Annotated in this window: 15 protein-coding genes and 1 pseudogene; 12 read left to right on the forward strand and 4 right to left on the reverse strand. The window is 39.5% G+C overall.

The genetic code is table 11. From position 1 onward, the window contains the following. The 4 genes from SJPD1_RS03765 to SJPD1_RS03780 all read left to right on the forward strand — a co-directional run bounded on the left by SJPD1_RS03765 (position 1) and on the right by SJPD1_RS03780 (position 2,331). On the forward strand, positions 1 to 180 hold the full coding sequence (locus SJPD1_RS03765; RefSeq protein ID WP_096046024.1) for a hypothetical protein: 180 nt from the start codon (positions 1 to 3) through the stop codon (positions 178 to 180). 133 nt (positions 181 to 313) lie between these two features. Continuing rightward, positions 314 to 1,069, forward strand: a complete 756-nt coding sequence (locus tag SJPD1_RS03770; protein ID WP_096046025.1) for a hypothetical protein — start codon at positions 314 to 316, stop codon at positions 1,067 to 1,069. A 6-nt stretch (positions 1,070 to 1,075) separates the two neighbouring features. Then, complete coding sequence (locus SJPD1_RS03775; protein ID WP_096046026.1) at positions 1,076 to 1,972, forward strand: hypothetical protein; 897 nt, start codon at positions 1,076 to 1,078, stop codon at positions 1,970 to 1,972. A gap of 2 nt (positions 1,973 to 1,974) precedes the next feature. After that, positions 1,975 to 2,331, forward strand: coding sequence for a hypothetical protein (locus tag SJPD1_RS03780; RefSeq protein ID WP_096046027.1), 357 nt, complete (start codon positions 1,975 to 1,977; stop codon positions 2,329 to 2,331). Between the two features lie 343 nt (positions 2,332 to 2,674). Here the strand turns inward: SJPD1_RS03780 and SJPD1_RS03790 are convergent, their stop codons facing one another. Beyond that, positions 2,675 to 2,935 (reverse strand): hypothetical protein, encoded by a 261-nt coding sequence (locus SJPD1_RS03790; protein ID WP_096046029.1) that lies wholly within the window; start codon positions 2,933 to 2,935, stop codon positions 2,675 to 2,677. A 182-nt stretch (positions 2,936 to 3,117) separates the two neighbouring features. Between SJPD1_RS03790 and SJPD1_RS03795 the strand changes: the two genes are divergently transcribed. Genes SJPD1_RS03795 through SJPD1_RS03805 form a run of 3 tightly spaced genes read left to right on the forward strand, consistent with a single transcriptional unit; the run spans position 3,118 to position 4,033 of the window. Further along, a complete protein-coding gene (locus SJPD1_RS03795; protein ID WP_096046030.1) occupies positions 3,118 to 3,471 on the forward strand; it encodes a hypothetical protein in 354 nt (117 codons plus the stop codon). Positions 3,472 to 3,473: 2 nt separating this feature from the next. After that, positions 3,474 to 3,809: a hypothetical protein gene (locus tag SJPD1_RS03800; RefSeq protein ID WP_096046031.1), complete on the forward strand. Its 336-nt coding sequence runs from the start codon at positions 3,474 to 3,476 to the stop codon at positions 3,807 to 3,809. Next, positions 3,809 to 4,033 carry a hypothetical protein gene (locus SJPD1_RS03805; RefSeq protein ID WP_096046032.1) on the forward strand — a complete coding sequence of 75 codons (225 nt, stop codon included), beginning with the start codon at positions 3,809 to 3,811 and terminating at the stop codon, positions 4,031 to 4,033. Before SJPD1_RS03800 ends, SJPD1_RS03805 begins: the two co-directional genes overlap by 1 nt. A 92-nt stretch (positions 4,034 to 4,125) precedes the next feature. Here SJPD1_RS03805 and SJPD1_RS03810 read toward each other — a convergent pair whose 3' ends face one another. Genes SJPD1_RS03810 through SJPD1_RS03820 form a run of 3 tightly spaced genes read right to left on the reverse strand, consistent with a single transcriptional unit; the run spans position 4,126 to position 9,796 of the window. Then, positions 4,126 to 5,526: an efflux transporter outer membrane subunit gene (locus tag SJPD1_RS03810; RefSeq protein WP_096046033.1), complete on the reverse strand. Its 1,401-nt coding sequence runs from the start codon at positions 5,524 to 5,526 to the stop codon at positions 4,126 to 4,128. Continuing rightward, positions 5,523 to 8,645 carry an efflux RND transporter permease subunit gene (locus tag SJPD1_RS03815; protein WP_096046034.1) on the reverse strand — a complete coding sequence of 1,041 codons (3,123 nt, stop codon included), beginning with the start codon at positions 8,643 to 8,645 and terminating at the stop codon, positions 5,523 to 5,525. The genes SJPD1_RS03810 and SJPD1_RS03815 overlap by 4 nt, the downstream gene beginning before the upstream one ends. Then, entirely contained in the window at positions 8,645 to 9,796 is a 1,152-nt protein-coding gene (locus tag SJPD1_RS03820) for an efflux RND transporter periplasmic adaptor subunit (protein ID WP_168171313.1), read from the reverse strand. The genes SJPD1_RS03815 and SJPD1_RS03820 overlap by 1 nt, the downstream gene beginning before the upstream one ends. Positions 9,797 to 9,943: 147 nt before the next feature. On the opposite strand from SJPD1_RS03820, the gene SJPD1_RS03825 reads away from it, so the two are divergent. The 5 genes and pseudogenes from SJPD1_RS03825 to dnaE all read left to right on the forward strand — a co-directional run bounded on the left by SJPD1_RS03825 (position 9,944) and on the right by dnaE (position 16,377). After that, positions 9,944 to 10,339: a PAS domain-containing protein gene (locus SJPD1_RS03825; protein WP_096046036.1), complete on the forward strand. Its 396-nt coding sequence runs from the start codon at positions 9,944 to 9,946 to the stop codon at positions 10,337 to 10,339. Positions 10,340 to 10,479: 140 nt separating this feature from the next. Next, a pseudogene (locus tag SJPD1_RS14965) lies at positions 10,480 to 10,884 on the forward strand (cache domain-containing protein); the annotation flags it as partial. Between the two features lie 771 nt (positions 10,885 to 11,655). Then, entirely contained in the window at positions 11,656 to 12,042 is a 387-nt protein-coding gene (locus SJPD1_RS14970) for a methyl-accepting chemotaxis protein (RefSeq protein WP_420855360.1), read from the forward strand. A 120-nt stretch (positions 12,043 to 12,162) separates the two neighbouring features. Further along, positions 12,163 to 12,693 carry a hypothetical protein gene (locus SJPD1_RS03835; RefSeq protein WP_096046038.1) on the forward strand — a complete coding sequence of 177 codons (531 nt, stop codon included), beginning with the start codon at positions 12,163 to 12,165 and terminating at the stop codon, positions 12,691 to 12,693. A gap of 138 nt (positions 12,694 to 12,831) precedes the next feature. Beyond that, entirely contained in the window at positions 12,832 to 16,377 is a 3,546-nt protein-coding gene (gene dnaE, locus SJPD1_RS03840; RefSeq protein WP_096046039.1) for a DNA polymerase III subunit alpha, read from the forward strand. The last annotated feature ends 12 nt before the right edge of the window (positions 16,378 to 16,389 follow it).

Consider the following 16,389-nt stretch of genomic DNA (forward strand, 5'->3'; position numbering starts at 1 on the left):
ATGATTAAAGGTAGAAATAATGAAAAACATAATTTTTCTTTTTTAGATTATGTTTTTGTTCTCTTTTTTGTTTTTGCTGTAGTTTTTTTCTATTTTAAATTTTTTGTTAATCAATCATATGGTGATATGGTTGAAAGTTCTGTTAATCAATATAAGAATGATACTTCATTTAGTAAATAGCCTTTTTTAGGCTGTTTACTATTCTTAAATTATCATTAATCTTTTTTTAACATTCGTCTCTCTCGTTCTTTTCTTCCCCCTCTATTGACATTTTAAAAATACTTTTAACATTCTCGAAAAAACGAGGTGTTAAATGGGAACTGTCGAGCAAGTTGGAAAAAACTCTGCTGAAGAATTCTTTGAAACAATTATCATGATGGTTGGATATGAGGAGTCAAAAAAGATTATTCAAGGTTTTACTAAAGATATAGAAAATCCTATTTTAAAAGAAGCTGTCGAGAGTTCTATGAATGTTTTAACTTTTGGTTTTATTATGCAAGCTGTTCGTACACAAGAGGCTTTTGTTTCAAAAATATTCCATCTTGTTGAAGTTTTGGGTGCGTCTTTAATTGCTGACCCCGCTAAAAGAGCTTTAGCTAAAATGAGAAAATTTAAAGGTGTTAAGCTTTTTCGTAGAATGGGATTTTTTCAAGGTTCTAATCAAGATAATATTATGACTGCTGGTATTATATTTACTCATGCGGGTAATTATTCTCGTCAACAAGGTGTTTCTAGTTCAACATCAATGGGCAGTTCTTTGGATTTAATGAATTCTACCAAAAACTCCCTCTACAACCGTGAGCAATTACATATGGGCTTAGGTAATAATATGGCATCACGTTACAATGAGACTTTAATGTTTAAGCTTTTCACAAAGTCATTTACTGCTCAGGATACTACTCTCATGAAGAAAATTCTTGGACGTGATACTGCTTCCGTTCTTGATGTAAACGATCTTAATAAAGCAGCCGACTTTATGTATACAAAAGACTCTAACGGCAAATTAACTGGTCTAAGTGAAGAATTTATGAATTTAATTAATGCTCTTGCATATGTTCATAATAAGTAGTTTTTTATGTCATCTTCTACTATTCCATATTATGATTCATATGATTATTTTCAGCCTGCCTATACTGGGGTTAAACCTATTCTTAAAAATGATGTTATTTTTGATAGTTTTTTTTTAGATTCCGATGTTCCTCTCTTTAAAACATCTTTTTATGGTGTTGGTTTTTGTTATCTTCATGGTTTTTTGAATTCACTACCCGCACTTTCTTGTCTTGGTATTTCTCGTTTTCCAAGTGCTGGAAATCCTTTTTTAAAAGATTCTAAACATGGTTTAATGCTTTGTTCTTTTTTTACTAATTATATTAGGGGTTATTTTACTTCTTTTATGGGTGTTAGTTATGAAGAGTCTTATAATTATTTATTGTCTGCTCTTGGTAAATATGTTATTTTTAATCTAAATGCGGAATATCCCTTATTCCGTAATTCAGCTTTAGTTGTTTTTGATACTTTTGAAGATGCTTTTGCTTTTATTGGTAATGACGGTGAAACTGTTATAAAAATAATTTCTGAAGTTTATAAAATAGATGGTTATTATTATTGTAAGGGTGATGAGTGGACGGTTTATGGAGTTTTGCCTCCTGTTGTTTGTTGTTATCCTGATTTCGCTCCAATTGTTAAAATTTTTGGTGGTACTCCATCATCTAATCAGTTGAGTAATATTAAAACTATAGCCTCACTTTTAGGTTGTGATACTTCTGAAAATGGTTTAAGTGGTTGTAAACTTGGATTTCTTTATGTTGAAAGAGTTGTTGCAATGCTTGGTGGTTCTGTTTATTCTGATCTTCCATTAACTTTAAAAGAAGCTTGTCGTGTTCTTGGTGTTGATACGAATGAAAATGGTTTAAAAGATTGTGAATTATCCAAAGAGTATGTAAAAAGAATATCAATAATGTTGGGAGCGTAAAAATGCCAATTTATAGAGTGCAATTAAAACAAGGACGTAGAACGATCACAAATCAAGTCGAAGCTAAAAGTGTAGCCGATTGTCTAGCTTTTTTTAATGAATTAACGACCATGAAAGTGAGTGAGATTTTAAAGATAGAATACTCGGACGATACTCAATCTCCAATAGATGATTTCGGTTACTGGGCTGTATTCAAAGGCATTATTAAAACGAATGCAAATATGAGTCATCAGATCGTGCTTAATAATGTCAAGTTAAATAAAAATGAGGGTGATATAGCTCTTTCATGTCGTAACCATTTAGAGGTAGGTGGTTTTAACATAACAAGCATTGTGACTGGATTGTTCAAAAGGTCTTAGAGATTAGCCTACATGTAGGCTCACGCCTCTCTTTCTCTTTGTCAAACGCAGAATCCAAACTTAACAAAGTTAAAGCTTTAAAAATAAAGCTCCCGCCACCCGCTAGGGTATAAGGGGCATTAACCAAGAATGGGACTATGTCCCACTTTTGGTTAATGATAGCCCCGACCAAAAAGTGCGCTTTGCGCCAAAACACACGTCTAAACTGAGTGGCAGATTCGAACGCCAAACACTCTCAAAAATACATAAAATTTCACAAACTCCACCTTAAAAGCCCGCTCTTTGCTTTTATATCTCAACAATCGTTAAGTGACTAAGCGGTGGAGCGTGAGCTCCCTCTCTTTTACATTGCTGTATCTGTAAATGTATAATTTTCTAAAGCTTTTACTAGGTCGGCTTTATTTTTTGTGATAGCTATTGCATAATCTAGGTTTGTTTTTCTGTGTGCCGTTATATTGCTTTTACAATAAACGTAGCTCCCTGATTGATAAGCTATTTTTCCACATGTAAGACATCGTAACTCACTTAATGTTGTACTCGTGACATTTTTTAATCCAAAACTACTTTTTAAAAACGTTTGACAATCTGTTGCAGATACTGCCATTTTTCCCCCTTTTTTTATCTTAAATATGATTTGAATGATAATTTTAAAAATGAAATGTCAATATGACTTATCTCTAAGTCTCTTCTTTTCGTTGTTTTGAAACACCTATATTGACATTTCAAAAAAACTTTTAAACTTCTTCCCATGTTTTGCAAAACAAAATCAAACGCAAAGGTAAACCAATGATCAAACAAAAAATTGCCGGTAGAAACGTCAATACTGTTTCGGCTTCAGGTAGTGTGGCGGATATGACAACTTTAGGCGCAATCTTAGAGGGTGAATTATCTTTTTATGAGCAAAAATTTGAGGGTGGCACAACTGCTAATCCTGCGGTTCTCAACGCTAAAAAGTTTAGTGTAGGCAAAAAATATCTTAGCGGTCAAAGACAAAGTGCTAGCGTGTCTATTCCTCACGTTAAAGCTACAAAATCTTTCGCTGAAATTCAAACGGCTGTGATCGGTCAATTTGATGAGAGCTTTAAGTCTTCAACAAAATGTGACTATTCAAACTTATTCTATGACAAGAAAGAGGCATAACAATGGGACAAACATTAATTAAAAATAAACTTGGTGCAAAAACAAGTTCGTTTAATCTTCCATGCGATGATACGGTTGCAAGTGCTTTTTGTGCTTCTTTTCTTGAAGGCGAATATGTTGGATATGCTTTAAATTCCACAACTGGTACGGATACACCATCACCTTACAATCTTGTAAATGTTGTGATCTCAAACACTCTGGGGTTAAAAACGTATCTTTCAATGGCTGTTAAATCAAACAAAAGTGAAGATGAAATTTATACCGCTCTTACTGGTTTGACATTTAACGGTGTCAAAGCGGATAATATCTCAATCATCAGCATGAGAAGCGTAGCGTAATGACTTTTCAAGAGTGGTTGTCTTTTGGTTTGGCTGTTGGTTGTCAGCTTGTCGTAGTTGTTACAGTTATCGCAACTCTTAAAGAACGAGTAAAACGTTTAGAGTTGGATGTCGTTAACCTATGGGAAAAACAAAACGAAGCAAAAGAAAAGCACGAAATGATCGTTAGAATTGATGCTAAGCTCGATATGCTTATCACTCAATTCGCTCAAAAACAAGGTTAGAGGCTTAAAAGCCTCTTTCCTCTTAAAACTTCAAAAAAATCAAAATCTTTCAAAAAAACACCCTTTACCCCTTGACATTCATCATATAATCTTTATTTGGTTGTCAAAAGTTCACTCTCTTGCCATCCACCACCGAGTGCTTTGAAAAGTTCTGCTTGTGAGGTTAGTAAGTATTGTTTGGTTGCAACAACATTTAAAGAAGCAGAAAGAACGCCTTTTTGGGCATCTAAGACTTCAAGTTGGTTAGCAACACCTTGATTGAATCGTTTGGTAGAGAGGTCTAGCACTTTTTGATAGGCTTTCAGCTCTTCTTCTTGGAAGGAAAGTCTACTTTGGGCTAAGTTCTCTTTTGCCAGTGCATCATGTACCTCTTTGTAAGCTTTCTTGACACTTTGTTCATAGCTTACAAGCGAAGATTGCAAATCGGTTTCGGAGATAGCAACACGTTGTTTAATACGCCCAAAATCAAAAATAGGCACGCTGAGGCTTGGTCCAAAGCTCCAGCGATTGGCCGTTGATTTAAGGATATTGCTTAGATCATCACTCTCTTGACCGTAACCTCCTGTGAGACTAATGGTTGGAAAATAGGCGGCTTTTTCAACACCAATAAGTGCATTTTTACTTCTAAGATTTTCCAGTGCTTCTTGAATATCGGGGCGATTTTCCATCAGTGTGGAAGGTACACCTGCAGGTATTGTGAGTGCATTGGGTAAGCTTGCTTCTGAGTTTTTATCTTCAAAAAGTGCTTGTGGATTTTTGCCCAATAAAATCGTTAAAGCACTTTGTTGGAGTTTATAACTCTCCATCAAGCTGTTTTGAGAGACTTTAACGTTGTTATATTGAGCAAGCGCTTGATTAGCCAAGACATCACTAATCGTTCCCACTTTTTGCTGTTTTGATCTAAATTCATAGCTCTCTTTATACGACTGTGCAGTTTTTTCTAAAATAGCCATACGCGCTTGGAGTGAAGCTAGGTTAAAATATGCACTGATTACATCGTGAATGAGTGCATTGCGAACGGTTTCGCGTGAAGCTTGTGTGGCTAAGTAAAGTGACCAGTTAGATTCGCTTTGATTAGAGAGTCGTCCCCAAAAATCAACTTCGTAAGCAAGCCCTAGCCCAAGTGTAAAGTCTGAGTACGTAGCTCCCTTACTTTTTGTGCTGTAGGCTTCATCACTAGTTTTCATACGTGTATCACCTGCATTGGCACTGAGTGTTGGAAACTCATTGTCTGTGCTGAGCCCGTAAGCCTGGCGAGCTTTAATGACTTTTAAAGCGGAGAGTTTAAGATCATCACTGCCGAGAAGTGCTTCATCCACAAGAGCATTGAGTTGCGCATCATTAAATTGTTTCCACCACTCTTTGTTTACATGTAAAGCTTCTTGCGTCGTTTGGGGAAGATCCACTTTCGGAACATTCAGCTCAGGAGAGAGTGAACATCCACCCAAAAAGAGGATCGTGACAAAGGATAAAAGGGTAATACTACGAGTCATGAATGACTCCTTTTTGAATCAATTTTCTCTTTAGTCTTCATAATAAGGTAGAAAAAGAGCGGTACAAAGAAAGTACCGATCAAGGTCAATGTAATCATACCACCCACAACGGTTGTTCCAATAATATGGCGGCTATTGGCTCCCGCACCTGTGCTTAAGGCAAGGGGGAGTGTTCCTGCAATAAAAGCAAAAGAAGTCATAACGATCGGTCGGAAACGAATACGTGCACCTTCAATCGTTGCATCTAAGAGATTATAGCCTTCATGCATTTTTTGTATTGCAAATTCAACCATCAAAATGGCATTTTTAGACGATAATCCAACCAGCGTTACAAGACCGACTTGGAAGTAAATATCGTTTTGTAAATCTCTAAAATAGACTGCAAGGGCAGCACCAAAGAGTGCAAAGGGAACAGCAAGTACAATGGCAAATGGAATCGTCCAGCTTTCATAAAGGGCAGCCAAAATTAAGAAAACAAAGATGATGGCATAAATAAAGGCAGTATTTCCACTTTTTTCAAGCTGTTTTTCTTGGTAGGATGTTCCTGCCCATGCAATGGTATAGCCATTAGGCAGAACCTCTTTTGCCACCTCTTCAATAATGCGTAACGCATCACCTGAACTGTATCCAGGGGCAGGTTGACCTGAAATTTGTGCGGCTTGGAACATATTGAATTTTTGGACAACCGATGGACCTACAATGCGTTTAATACTTGCCAATGAGCTAATTGGGACGAGTCTTCCTTCACTGGATTTGACAAAAATATCATTGTAGTTTTCGGTGCCTTCTCGAAAGGTGCTTTCCGATTGAACATTGACATGATAGGTTCGACCAAAGAGGTTAAAGTCGTTGGTATAGGTATTACCAAACGTTGCTTGAATCGTTGTAAAAATATCAGCGACATCCACCCCTAAAGATTTAGCTTTTTCATTATCAACATTGATAAGAAATTGCGGTACATTGGTATTGAGTGTTGTACGCATGGCCGCAAGTTCTTTACGAGCACTTGCTTTTTCAATGATAGTTTTCACGTAACTATCGAGCACTTGGATATCAGAGCCTGTACGATCTTGAATGTACATTTCAAAGCCACCCGTGGTACTCATACCCATAATAGGAGGGGGTGTCACAGGAATGAGCATTGCCTCTTTATTTTGAAAAAGCCCCATCATCATTTGACCAGCGATGGCTTGGGATGTTTGATCCGCACGAGGACGTTGATCCCAATCTTTGAGACGTACAAAGCTAATACCTGCATCGGTTTTATACGCGCCGGTAATGAAGTCAATTCCCGACATTGCGCCAACACGTTCCACATTGGGATTTGTGAATGCAAAATTACTGACCTCTTGGCTAACCTTTTGAGTACGACCTAAAGAAGCACCTGGCATAAGGTTGTTGATGACTAAGATAATCCCTTTATCTTCGTTAGGAACTAACCCTGTTGGAATACGTGTTGTAATCAAATAGATTGCAAAGATCATCACCCCAAAAACGGCCACATTCATGATGCCGAAGCGAATGGTTTTACGTACGCCTGTGGAAAAAAGTTTTGTGCCTATTTCGAAAAGTGCATTAAATTTTTGGATGAGCCAAAAAGGTTCACTCTCATGTTTACGTAATAAAAGGGCACATAAAGCCGGTGTCAACGTCAACGCAACGATACCCGAAATGGTAACTGAGATAATAACGGTCATCGCAAATTGCTTGTACATCATGCCACTAAACCCACCCATAAAGGCAGCAGGAACAAAAACGGCACACAAAACCATGACGATGGCGATAACAGGATTGGTGATCTCACGCATGGCTTTAATCGTCGCATCTTTAACGCTTAAATCTTCTTCATCCCTTAAAATTCTCTCGACATTTTCGATAACAACAATCGCATCATCAACCACCAAACCAATCGCTAAGGTCAGACCAAAGAGGGTGAGAAGGTTGATCGAAAAGCCTGCGGCATAAAAGCCTGCAAAGGTTCCAACGATGGAGACCGGAATGGCAAGGACAGGGATAAATGTTGCTCGAAGATTTCCTAAAAAGAGGTAAATAATACCCACAACGAGGGCAATGGAAAGGAGTAGGGTAAAAATAACCTCATGGATTGATTCCCTTACAAAGGTGGTGGGATCATATGCTGTATTGATTTGAAGGTCTGCTGGAAAATTAGTTGAAATTTCAGCCAGTTTTTTATCGAGCAGATCAGAGACTTCCAATGCATTAGCCCCTGAGGCTAAAAAGATACCTATAGGGATCATTGGATTATTGTTGTAGATACCACCAAAGTAGTAAGCTTCAACACCCAATTCAACACGGGCAACATCTTTGAGTTTTAACGATGAACCATCCGCATTAGACTTAAGGATAATATTTTCAAATTCGGTTGCATTTTTAAGTCTGCCATCGGTTTTGACGGTATAGGTAAACGTTGGCTCTTTCTCCATCGGTTCTTGTCCGATTTGACCTGCAGCATACTGCTCATTTTGACTTTTAATGGCATTGACAACTTCGGCAGTTGTGAGCTCATAGGTAGCCAATTTATCAGGGTTAATCCAAGCGCGAATCGAATAGTTTTTATTACCGAAAATACTCACATCACCCACTCCTGGAATTCGCTTAAGGTCATCGACAATATTGACCAGTGCGTAGTTGGAGATAAAGGTTGTGTCATGAACATTTCCTTTAGAAGTCAGTGCCAAAACTTTCAAAATGTCAGGGGAACGCTCTCTGGTTGAAACACCTTGTCTACGTACCGCTTCAGGAAGTTTGTTGGTCGCAATCTGAACACGGTTGTTGACATCGACTTTAGCTTGCGCGACATCGGTTCCAATTTGAAAATAGACACTGATGTTTACATTGCCACTTGGAGAAGCTGTTGTGGTCATATAAAGCATATTGCTAACACCGTTAATCTCTTCTTCCAAAGGAGCAGCAACGGTGGTCGCTAAGGTCTGCGCATCGGCTCCTGGGTAGGTTGCAGAGACAATAATCTGTGGAGGTGCAATGCTAGGGTACTCTTGAACCGGAAGCGATTTAATCGCAATAATACCCGCCAAAATAATGACAATCGAAACAACGGTTGCAAAAATAGGGCGGTTGATAAAGAACTTTGAGAACATTATTTTGCCTCTTCGTTAGTCACTTTATCCACTTTGACAGGGGCTCCAGCTTTGATTCTGAAGAAGTTATTAACGATGACAACATCGCCAGCTTTGAGTCCACTTTCGATAACGTAGTCATTTTCGCTCGCTTCGCCCATTTTTACAGGTTTAACAACGGCTTTACCATCTTCTACGACAAATACAACGGTTCCAAGTGGATTTTGAAGCACCGCTTTTTGAGGAATTTTAATAACGTTATTACGTGTCAAACCAATCAGATTAACTTTCACAAATTGGTTAGGCAAAAGCTCTTTATCGACATTTTTAAAGGTAGCACGAGCTTTGAGTGAGCCTGTTTTGGCATTGAGGGAGCTGTCTAAAAAGTCTACCACACCAATTTCTTTAAATTTGGCATCGCCAACGTGTAAAGAAGCTTTGAGTTTCCCCTCGGTTGGATTTGACCATTTACCGTTTTTGATGTTGTATTTTTGTTTCATCACATCAATATCAGGGATGGAAAATTCTACATGTAAAGGGTTGATTTGGGTAATATCTACAAGAGCAGTACCATCGGTAACGAGTGCACCAACATCGACTTGTTTCAGTCCTGTCATACCGCTCATGGTTGCTTTAATCGTTGTTCGATCTAAGTTGATAGCGGCATTTTGTAAAGCGGCTTTGGCACTGGCTAAGCTAGCTTTAGCTCCCTCATACGCCCAGTATGCGGTATCTTTTTCTTGTTCACTGGAAGCGGCTGCATCATAAAGTGCATGGATGCGCTCCCAATCTTTTCCCGCCTTTTGCATTTGAACATCTAATGCATTGACATTGGCTTTTGCAAGATTGAGCGCAGCTTCATAGGTATCGGGTTCTATTTTATAGAGTACATCACCTTCTTTAACAAAATCACCTTCGTTGAAGAATTTTTTGAGCAAAATACCGTTGGCTCTGGCTTTGATCGTGACACTTTGTGAGCTGAGTGTTTTACCAGGGTATTGAAGTATGAGTGCTTCTTCTTTAGCCGAAGCAATTTTAAATACATCAACCGCAGGAGCAGGGGTGTTGGTTGCAGCAGATGTAGGCTGTTTTTTTGCCTCCTCTGCATAGCTTTGTGTTCCAAGAGCTAGACACGTGACGAGAAGAAAAATCTTTTTATTAAGTAAGAACATCCGCATTCCTTGTGTTGTTATAATGGTGACATTTTAACATATCGCTGTTAATAATATGTAAATAATGAAAGTTGCTACTATACTTTAATAAACTTTAAATGCAACTCCCTTTATAATCAAGCAAAAGATGATGTTAAGGATATATCAATGCAAACCTTAGGCGATGAAATTTTATTGGATGAAACGTCTTTATTGGTTTCAGAAACCGATGCAAAGGGCGTTATCGTTTATGCGGATGAAACCTTTGCAAAATTTTCAGGGTATACATTAGAAGAGTTGATTGGACGGCCACATAATATGATCCGTCATCCTGATATGCCAAAAGCGGCATTTAAAGAGCTTTGGGAGACTATTAAGCAAGGAAATACATGGCAAGGATTTGTTAAAAATCACACCAAAAGTGGAAAGTATTATTGGGTTTATGCGACTATCTTCCCTTTTGGAAAAGACCATTATCTCTCTGTTCGTAAAATGGCAAGTCGAGATGAGGTGGAAACGTATTCAAAACTTTATGCCACGATGCGCGCAAGTGAGGGAAAATAATGAAACATTTATCCATACAATTTAAAGTTACCTTGCTTCTTATCATCTCTTTGGTGCTGACAGCAGTAGTCTCGACGGTAGTCGTTGCTTTTTTGATGAAAAACGATGCTTCCGAACGACTGGATAGCGTTCGTGCCGTGATGACACGTGAAAAGGTTGAAGCACTCTCCGATAAAGTGAAAATTGCGTATCATGTGGTGAATTCGTTTTATGAAGCATTGCAAAATGACCCCGACAACAGTGATCCAAATGTGGTTAAAGCGTATCAAGAAAAAGCAAAAACCGCAATCAAAAAGTTGCGTTTTGGCGAAGACGGTTACTTTTGGATTAATGATTTTACCCCTAAAATGGTGATGCACCCCATCAAATCTTCCTTAGATGGAGCTAATTTAAGCGGTTCAAAAGACCCTAAAGGAAAGTTTTTATTTAACGAAATGGTTCAGATTGTTACTCAAAATGGTAAAGGTGTGGTGAACTATCTGTGGGAAAAACCTGGTTTTACGACACCGCAAGCGAAGATCTCCTTTGTCGAAGGGTTTAAACCGTGGGGATGGATTATAGGAACGGGTGTTTATGCCGATGATATTGATGCCTTGGTTGTGAAAGAGAAGCAAAAATTGGATGAGGCGTTGCTTTCTTTAATCCTGCGTAACAGCATTATTCTCTTAGTGGTTGTAACACTTTTTTCGTTTATCTCACGCTATTTGAGCCAAAAACTCATTGGTAGCAGAATGGCGGACTTAAAACGGTATGTAGAAGATTTTGGACTGTATGTTACCAACAAAAAGAACCTTATTGATGAACGTTTGAATGACCATGCCGAGGATGAAATAGGCTCAACGGTGAGTGTGATCGACAAAACGTTTAAAGACTTTGAAAAACTACATTTAGATGATATTCGAGTCGTTGGTGAAGTGCTCATCATCTGTTCTAAAATGTCCAATGGCTATATGAACAACAAAACCTCTTTTGTCTCTTCTAACTTTTTAACCAATCGTCTCTCCTATGAAATTGATGCGATGATTGCTAAGGTGAATGAAGTGATGCAAGCAACACTCTCTTCTCTCAAAGATTTTCAAAAGGGTGACTTTAGCAAGCCTATTGCTATTGCAACCAATGGGGAGCTTAAAGAGTTGGTTGAGGGCGTGAATGCGCTTGGGAGTGCCTTAGCTAAAATGATTCGTGAAAATGCAGAACAGAGTGCACAACTTCATGAAAATGCCGATCAACTAGCGAGCTCTGTGGCAACAATCAAAAATGAACCGCTCAGTGATCTTAATCGTATCGTGAAAAAGACAACGGCATCGATGCACGAAATGGGCTTGGTTCAACAGCACCTTGCCGAAACCCTCAGTACACTGACACAAAATGCGAAAGAGGCAAATGACATCTTAAATATGATTGGTGATATAGCCGATCAAACCAATCTTTTAGCACTGAATGCCGCCATTGAAGCAGCTAGGGCCGGGGAGCATGGTCGTGGGTTTGCCGTTGTTGCCGATAACATTCGCGAGCTTGCCGATAAAACAAGTCACTCACTCACTCAAATCCAAGCAACCATTGGTGTCATTGTAGGTGGTATCGTCGATAGTTCGGCGAAAATGAGCACGAATGCCAAAGAGATGAATAGCTTAACCGATGATGTGGAAGAGATTCAAGAAAAAACCAGTGATATTTTAAATATTATGAGTAAACTAGGCTAAATTGCGTTACATGTAAAGATAACATACTTTACATGTAACTCTTCCTTTTTGTTTTCTCCTTCATCTTTTTCCAGATTTCCCGATTTAGCTATGGGGACAAATAAAATGAAGGAGATGGACATGAGTACCATCAACACATCTTACACCAACCAAGTTCTGGTAGATCAAAATCAAAATACCTCCAGTAACAGTTCTACATCTTCAACTAAAACTGCAGAGGCAGTGCCAAGTGTGGCAGAAACCTCTCGTAGTACACCTGTTGATAGCGTTGAAATTTCAGATGAAGCAAAAGCGTTGGCTGCAGGTAGCACAACAAGTGCCAGCTCAAGTAGCAGTGATACCTCTTCATCGTCTTCATCAACGAGTAGTCAAAGTAGTGGTTCAAGTAGTGCACAAAGCGGGGGCGCGAGTGCAGCATCAGGAGCCAGTAGTTCGTCATCATCTTCAAGCAGTGCAACGATAGATTCACAGATAAAAGCACTTGAAAAGAAAATTGCGGCTCTTGAAAAAGAGATCATTGAGCAGCAAAAAACAGCTAAGAATGATGAGCAAAGTGCGAAAGATCTTCAAACAAAAGAGGCACTTTTGGCTTCTTATCAAGCACAACTTGCGGAACTTGAAACAGAAGCTGCCAAATCAGCATCTGCCTAAAAAACCTCATTGGCTTGGGCAAAAGCTTTACATGTAACGTTTACATGTAAAGCTTTTTAGGCAACACTTACACCCTCTTAAGTCCTCATTCGCTACAATAGATTCTTAATGAAAAAACTAAATTATTGATGAGAAACTATGAGCGACATACCGTACACCCATTTACATTTACATACTGAATATTCACTTCTTGATGGCGCCAATAAAATAGGCAAGCTGGTAAAAAAACTCAAAGCTCAAGGAGTGACATCCGTTGCGATAACCGATCATGGAAATATGTTTGGCGCGATTGATTTTTACAAAACCATGCGTAAAGAGGGCATTAAGCCGATCATTGGCATGGAAGCGTACATTCACAACCAAGAGGATATCAGCGATAAAACCACCAAACAACGTTTTCACCTCTGCTTGTATGCCAAAAACGAAGTAGGGTATAAAAACTTGATGTATCTGGCTTCCATGAGTTACATCAAAGGCTTTTACTACTATCCGCGCATCAACAAAAAGATGTTGCGTGAGCACTCTGAGGGGCTGGTCTGCTCGGGGGCATGTTTACAAGGCGAAGTGAACTGGCATCTCAATCTGAACAACAAACGTAATGTCCAATTTGGTGCGCGAGGGTATGAACGCGCCAAAGAAGTGGCACTCGAATATAAAGATATTTTTGGTGAGGACTTTTACTTAGAGGTAATGCGTCATGGCATTACCGATCAACATTTCATCGACGATGATATTTTGCGTATTTCCAAAGAGACGGGCATCAAGCTCATTGCGACCAATGACACTCACTACTTAGAACAAGACAATGCCGAAGCACACGAGGCATTTATGTGTATTGCGATGAATAAAGAGTTTGACGATCCTAATCGTCTTCGTCACTCCGTGCATGAGTTTTACCTCAAATCCCCTGCGCAAATGAGCGATCTTTTTGCGGATATCCCTGAAGCCATTTCCAATACCCAAGAGATTGTGGAGAAGTGTAATTTAGAGATTAAACTGGGCGATCCAACCCCTCCAAAGTTTAAATTTACCAAAGAGTATGCCGCCAAAGAGGGGCTTAGCTTTGAGAGCGATGACGAGTTTTTTGCGTACCACAGTCGTAAAGGACTCGAAAAGCGTCTTTTAAATGTTGATGTCAGTAAGCATGAAGAGTATCGCGCCAGACTGGAACGGGAAATTGACATTATCTGCAAGATGAAATTCCCTGGTTATATGCTCATCGTTTGGGATTTTATCCGTGAAGCCAAAGAGCGCGGTGTTCCTGTGGGACCAGGCCGTGGTTCAGCAGCAGGTAGTTTGGTCGCGTTTTCGCTTTTTATCACTGACATTGACCCGATGCCCTATAACCTGCTCTTCGAGAGGTTCTTGAATCCTGAACGTATTAGTATGCCCGATATTGATATTGACTTTTGCCAGAGTCGTCGTGGTGAAATCATTGATTACGTTGTTGAAAAATACGGACGCTACAACGTCGCGCAAGTCATTACCTTTGGTAAACTTTTAGCCAAAGGTGTCATTCGTGATGTTGCGCGCGTTCTCGCCATTCCTTATGCCGAAGCCGATGCAATGGCAAAACTGATCCCCGATGAACTGGGCATCACACTTAATGGTGTGGGTGTTGAGGGAGAAGAAGGGTACAAACCAGGCGCCTTTCAAAAAGAGCCAAAACTTCGTGAACTCATTGAAAGCAGCCCTAAGATGCAACGCGTGTGGAAGTTTGCGTTAGCACTTGAAGGACTGAACCGCAACTCTGGTATGCATGCCGCAGGTGTGGTCATCAGCGATGAAGAGTTATGGCATAAAACACCGCTCTATCAGCCTTCTGGCGAAGATCATCTCGTCACACAGTATTCACTCAATTACCTTGAAGATGTTGACTTAATCAAGTTCGACTTTTTGGGTCTGAAGACCCTGACCGTCATTGATAATGCGCTTAAGCTTATTAAACTTCGTTACAAAAAAGAGATTGATTTTACGATCATTGATATGAACGATCCTAAGGTGTATGAACTGATTCAAAGTGGCGAAACAGTGGGACTGTTTCAGATTGAGTCCAGTGGTATGCAATCTTTGAATGAGCGTCTCAAACCAACCAACTTTGAAGATCTTATTGCCGTACTTGCCCTTTATCGCCCAGGCCCAATGGAATCAGGTATGTTGGATGACTTTATCGAACGAAAGAATGGGCTAAAAGAGATTAGTTACTTCTTTGATGAATTTACCGAACCCCTTCGTCCTATTTTAGAGCCAACGTATGGCGTTATTGTCTATCAAGAACAGGTTATGCAGATCGTTCAAGCCATTGGTGGTTTTAGCCTTGGCGAAGCGGATTTGATTCGTCGTGCGATGGGTAAGAAAAAGATCGACTACATGAAACAAAAAGCCGAAGAGTTCGCGCAAGGTGCCGTTAATCAAGGCTTAGATCGCGCCCATGCGATTGAGCTTTTTGGCTTGATTGAGAAGTTTGCGGGATACGGTTTTAACAAATCGCACTCTGCGGCCTACGCGATGGTTACCTTTGAAACGGCGTATCTGAAATGCTACTATCCGCAAGAGTTTATGGCGGCACTTCTCACATCAGAGCAAGACAATACCGATAAAATCGTTAAATACATCGATGAGGTCAAACGTCTTGGATTGAAGCTTTTACCGCCATCTATTCAGCACAGTTTGATTGCATTTAGTGCGATTACTGACACAGATGGTCAAGAGGCAATTCTCTTTGGTATGGGTGCGATCAAAGGGGTTGGAAATGCGGCGATCAGTAAAATCTTAGAAGCCAGAGAGGGCGCACTCTTTGCAGATATGAGCGATTTTATCTCCCGTATTGACAGCTCTAAGGTCAATAAAAAAGTATTAGAGTCTTTTATCAAATCAGGAAGTTTTGATGACTTTGGCTACTCAAGACGCGCTTTGCTTGAAAATATTGATAGCATTATTGATGCAAGTGCTGAGTGCAGTCGGGCGAAGAAGATGGCAGAGTATTCCCTCTTTGGCGATGCTGAAGAGATGATGACGGTACAAGTAAACATCGAAAATATTCCCGAATTTGATAATAAGCGCATGTTAGAGCTTGAAAAAGAGACGATAGGTTTTTATATTTCAGGTCATCCATTAGATGCATTTAGAGCGGAAATTGATGAAATGAATTACACCCTTTCCAGCGAGCGTGATCAGGTTGAAGATGGCAGTAAGGCACTTTTTATTGGAAAAGTGGAAGGCATCACCGAGAAAATTAGCAAAAAAGGCAACAAGTTTGGCATTATCTCCTTGATGGATTTTCACGGTTCTATGGAACTGACTGTCTTTGAAAAACAGCTGGAATTGCTCTCCCGAATGGATTTGGAAAAACCACTCTGCTTTAAAGTCGATGTGAGCAATGATGGGCAAAATACCAAAATGCGCGTTATGAAAATTATGGAGCTTAGTGACGCGAAAAAAGAGAAGATTGAAACCAAAGTCATTGAAGTGCCCCAAGAGCCCAAAGTGCTTCTCCTTGATCTCAGTGATGACACGAGCAAACTGGAATTTTTATACCAAATTGTGCGTCAAAATTCTGGACGTAGACCTCTTCATCTCGTCATCACGTCAAAACTGCAAGATGTCGTGATCGAAACTGGCTTTAGTGTGGATGATAGTATTGATGAACAGATCGCAGCACTCGAGTATGTCAAGGTCATTTAGTCTTTACATGTA

This window comes from Sulfurospirillum diekertiae (genome assembly GCF_002309535.1).
Taxonomy (GTDB): domain Bacteria; phylum Campylobacterota; class Campylobacteria; order Campylobacterales; family Sulfurospirillaceae; genus Sulfurospirillum; species Sulfurospirillum diekertiae.

Bases quoted from the DNA above. Each gene is read 5' to 3' on its own strand.
- SJPD1_RS03780 (WP_096046027.1), top strand. From the start codon at position 1,975: ATGCCAATTTATAGAGTGCAATTAAAACAAGGACGTAGAACGATCACA.
- SJPD1_RS03820 (WP_168171313.1), bottom strand. From the start codon at position 9,796: ATGTTCTTACTTAATAAAAAGATTTTTCTTCTCGTCACGTGTCTAGCT.
- SJPD1_RS03835 (WP_096046038.1), top strand. From the start codon at position 12,163: ATGAGTACCATCAACACATCTTACACCAACCAAGTTCTGGTAGATCAA.
- dnaE (WP_096046039.1), top strand. From the start codon at position 12,832: ATGAGCGACATACCGTACACCCATTTACATTTACATACTGAATATTCA.
- SJPD1_RS03765 (WP_096046024.1), top strand. From the start codon at position 1: ATGATTAAAGGTAGAAATAATGAAAAACATAATTTTTCTTTTTTAGAT.
- SJPD1_RS03805 (WP_096046032.1), top strand. From the start codon at position 3,809: ATGACTTTTCAAGAGTGGTTGTCTTTTGGTTTGGCTGTTGGTTGTCAG.
- SJPD1_RS03815 (WP_096046034.1), bottom strand. From the start codon at position 8,645: ATGTTCTCAAAGTTCTTTATCAACCGCCCTATTTTTGCAACCGTTGTT.
- SJPD1_RS03775 (WP_096046026.1), top strand. From the start codon at position 1,076: ATGTCATCTTCTACTATTCCATATTATGATTCATATGATTATTTTCAG.
- SJPD1_RS03810 (WP_096046033.1), bottom strand. From the start codon at position 5,526: ATGACTCGTAGTATTACCCTTTTATCCTTTGTCACGATCCTCTTTTTG.
- SJPD1_RS03795 (WP_096046030.1), top strand. From the start codon at position 3,118: ATGATCAAACAAAAAATTGCCGGTAGAAACGTCAATACTGTTTCGGCT.
- SJPD1_RS14970 (WP_420855360.1), top strand. From the start codon at position 11,656: ATGGGCTTGGTTCAACAGCACCTTGCCGAAACCCTCAGTACACTGACA.
- SJPD1_RS03790 (WP_096046029.1), bottom strand. From the start codon at position 2,935: ATGGCAGTATCTGCAACAGATTGTCAAACGTTTTTAAAAAGTAGTTTT.
- SJPD1_RS03770 (WP_096046025.1), top strand. From the start codon at position 314: ATGGGAACTGTCGAGCAAGTTGGAAAAAACTCTGCTGAAGAATTCTTT.
- SJPD1_RS03825 (WP_096046036.1), top strand. From the start codon at position 9,944: ATGCAAACCTTAGGCGATGAAATTTTATTGGATGAAACGTCTTTATTG.
- SJPD1_RS03800 (WP_096046031.1), top strand. From the start codon at position 3,474: ATGGGACAAACATTAATTAAAAATAAACTTGGTGCAAAAACAAGTTCG.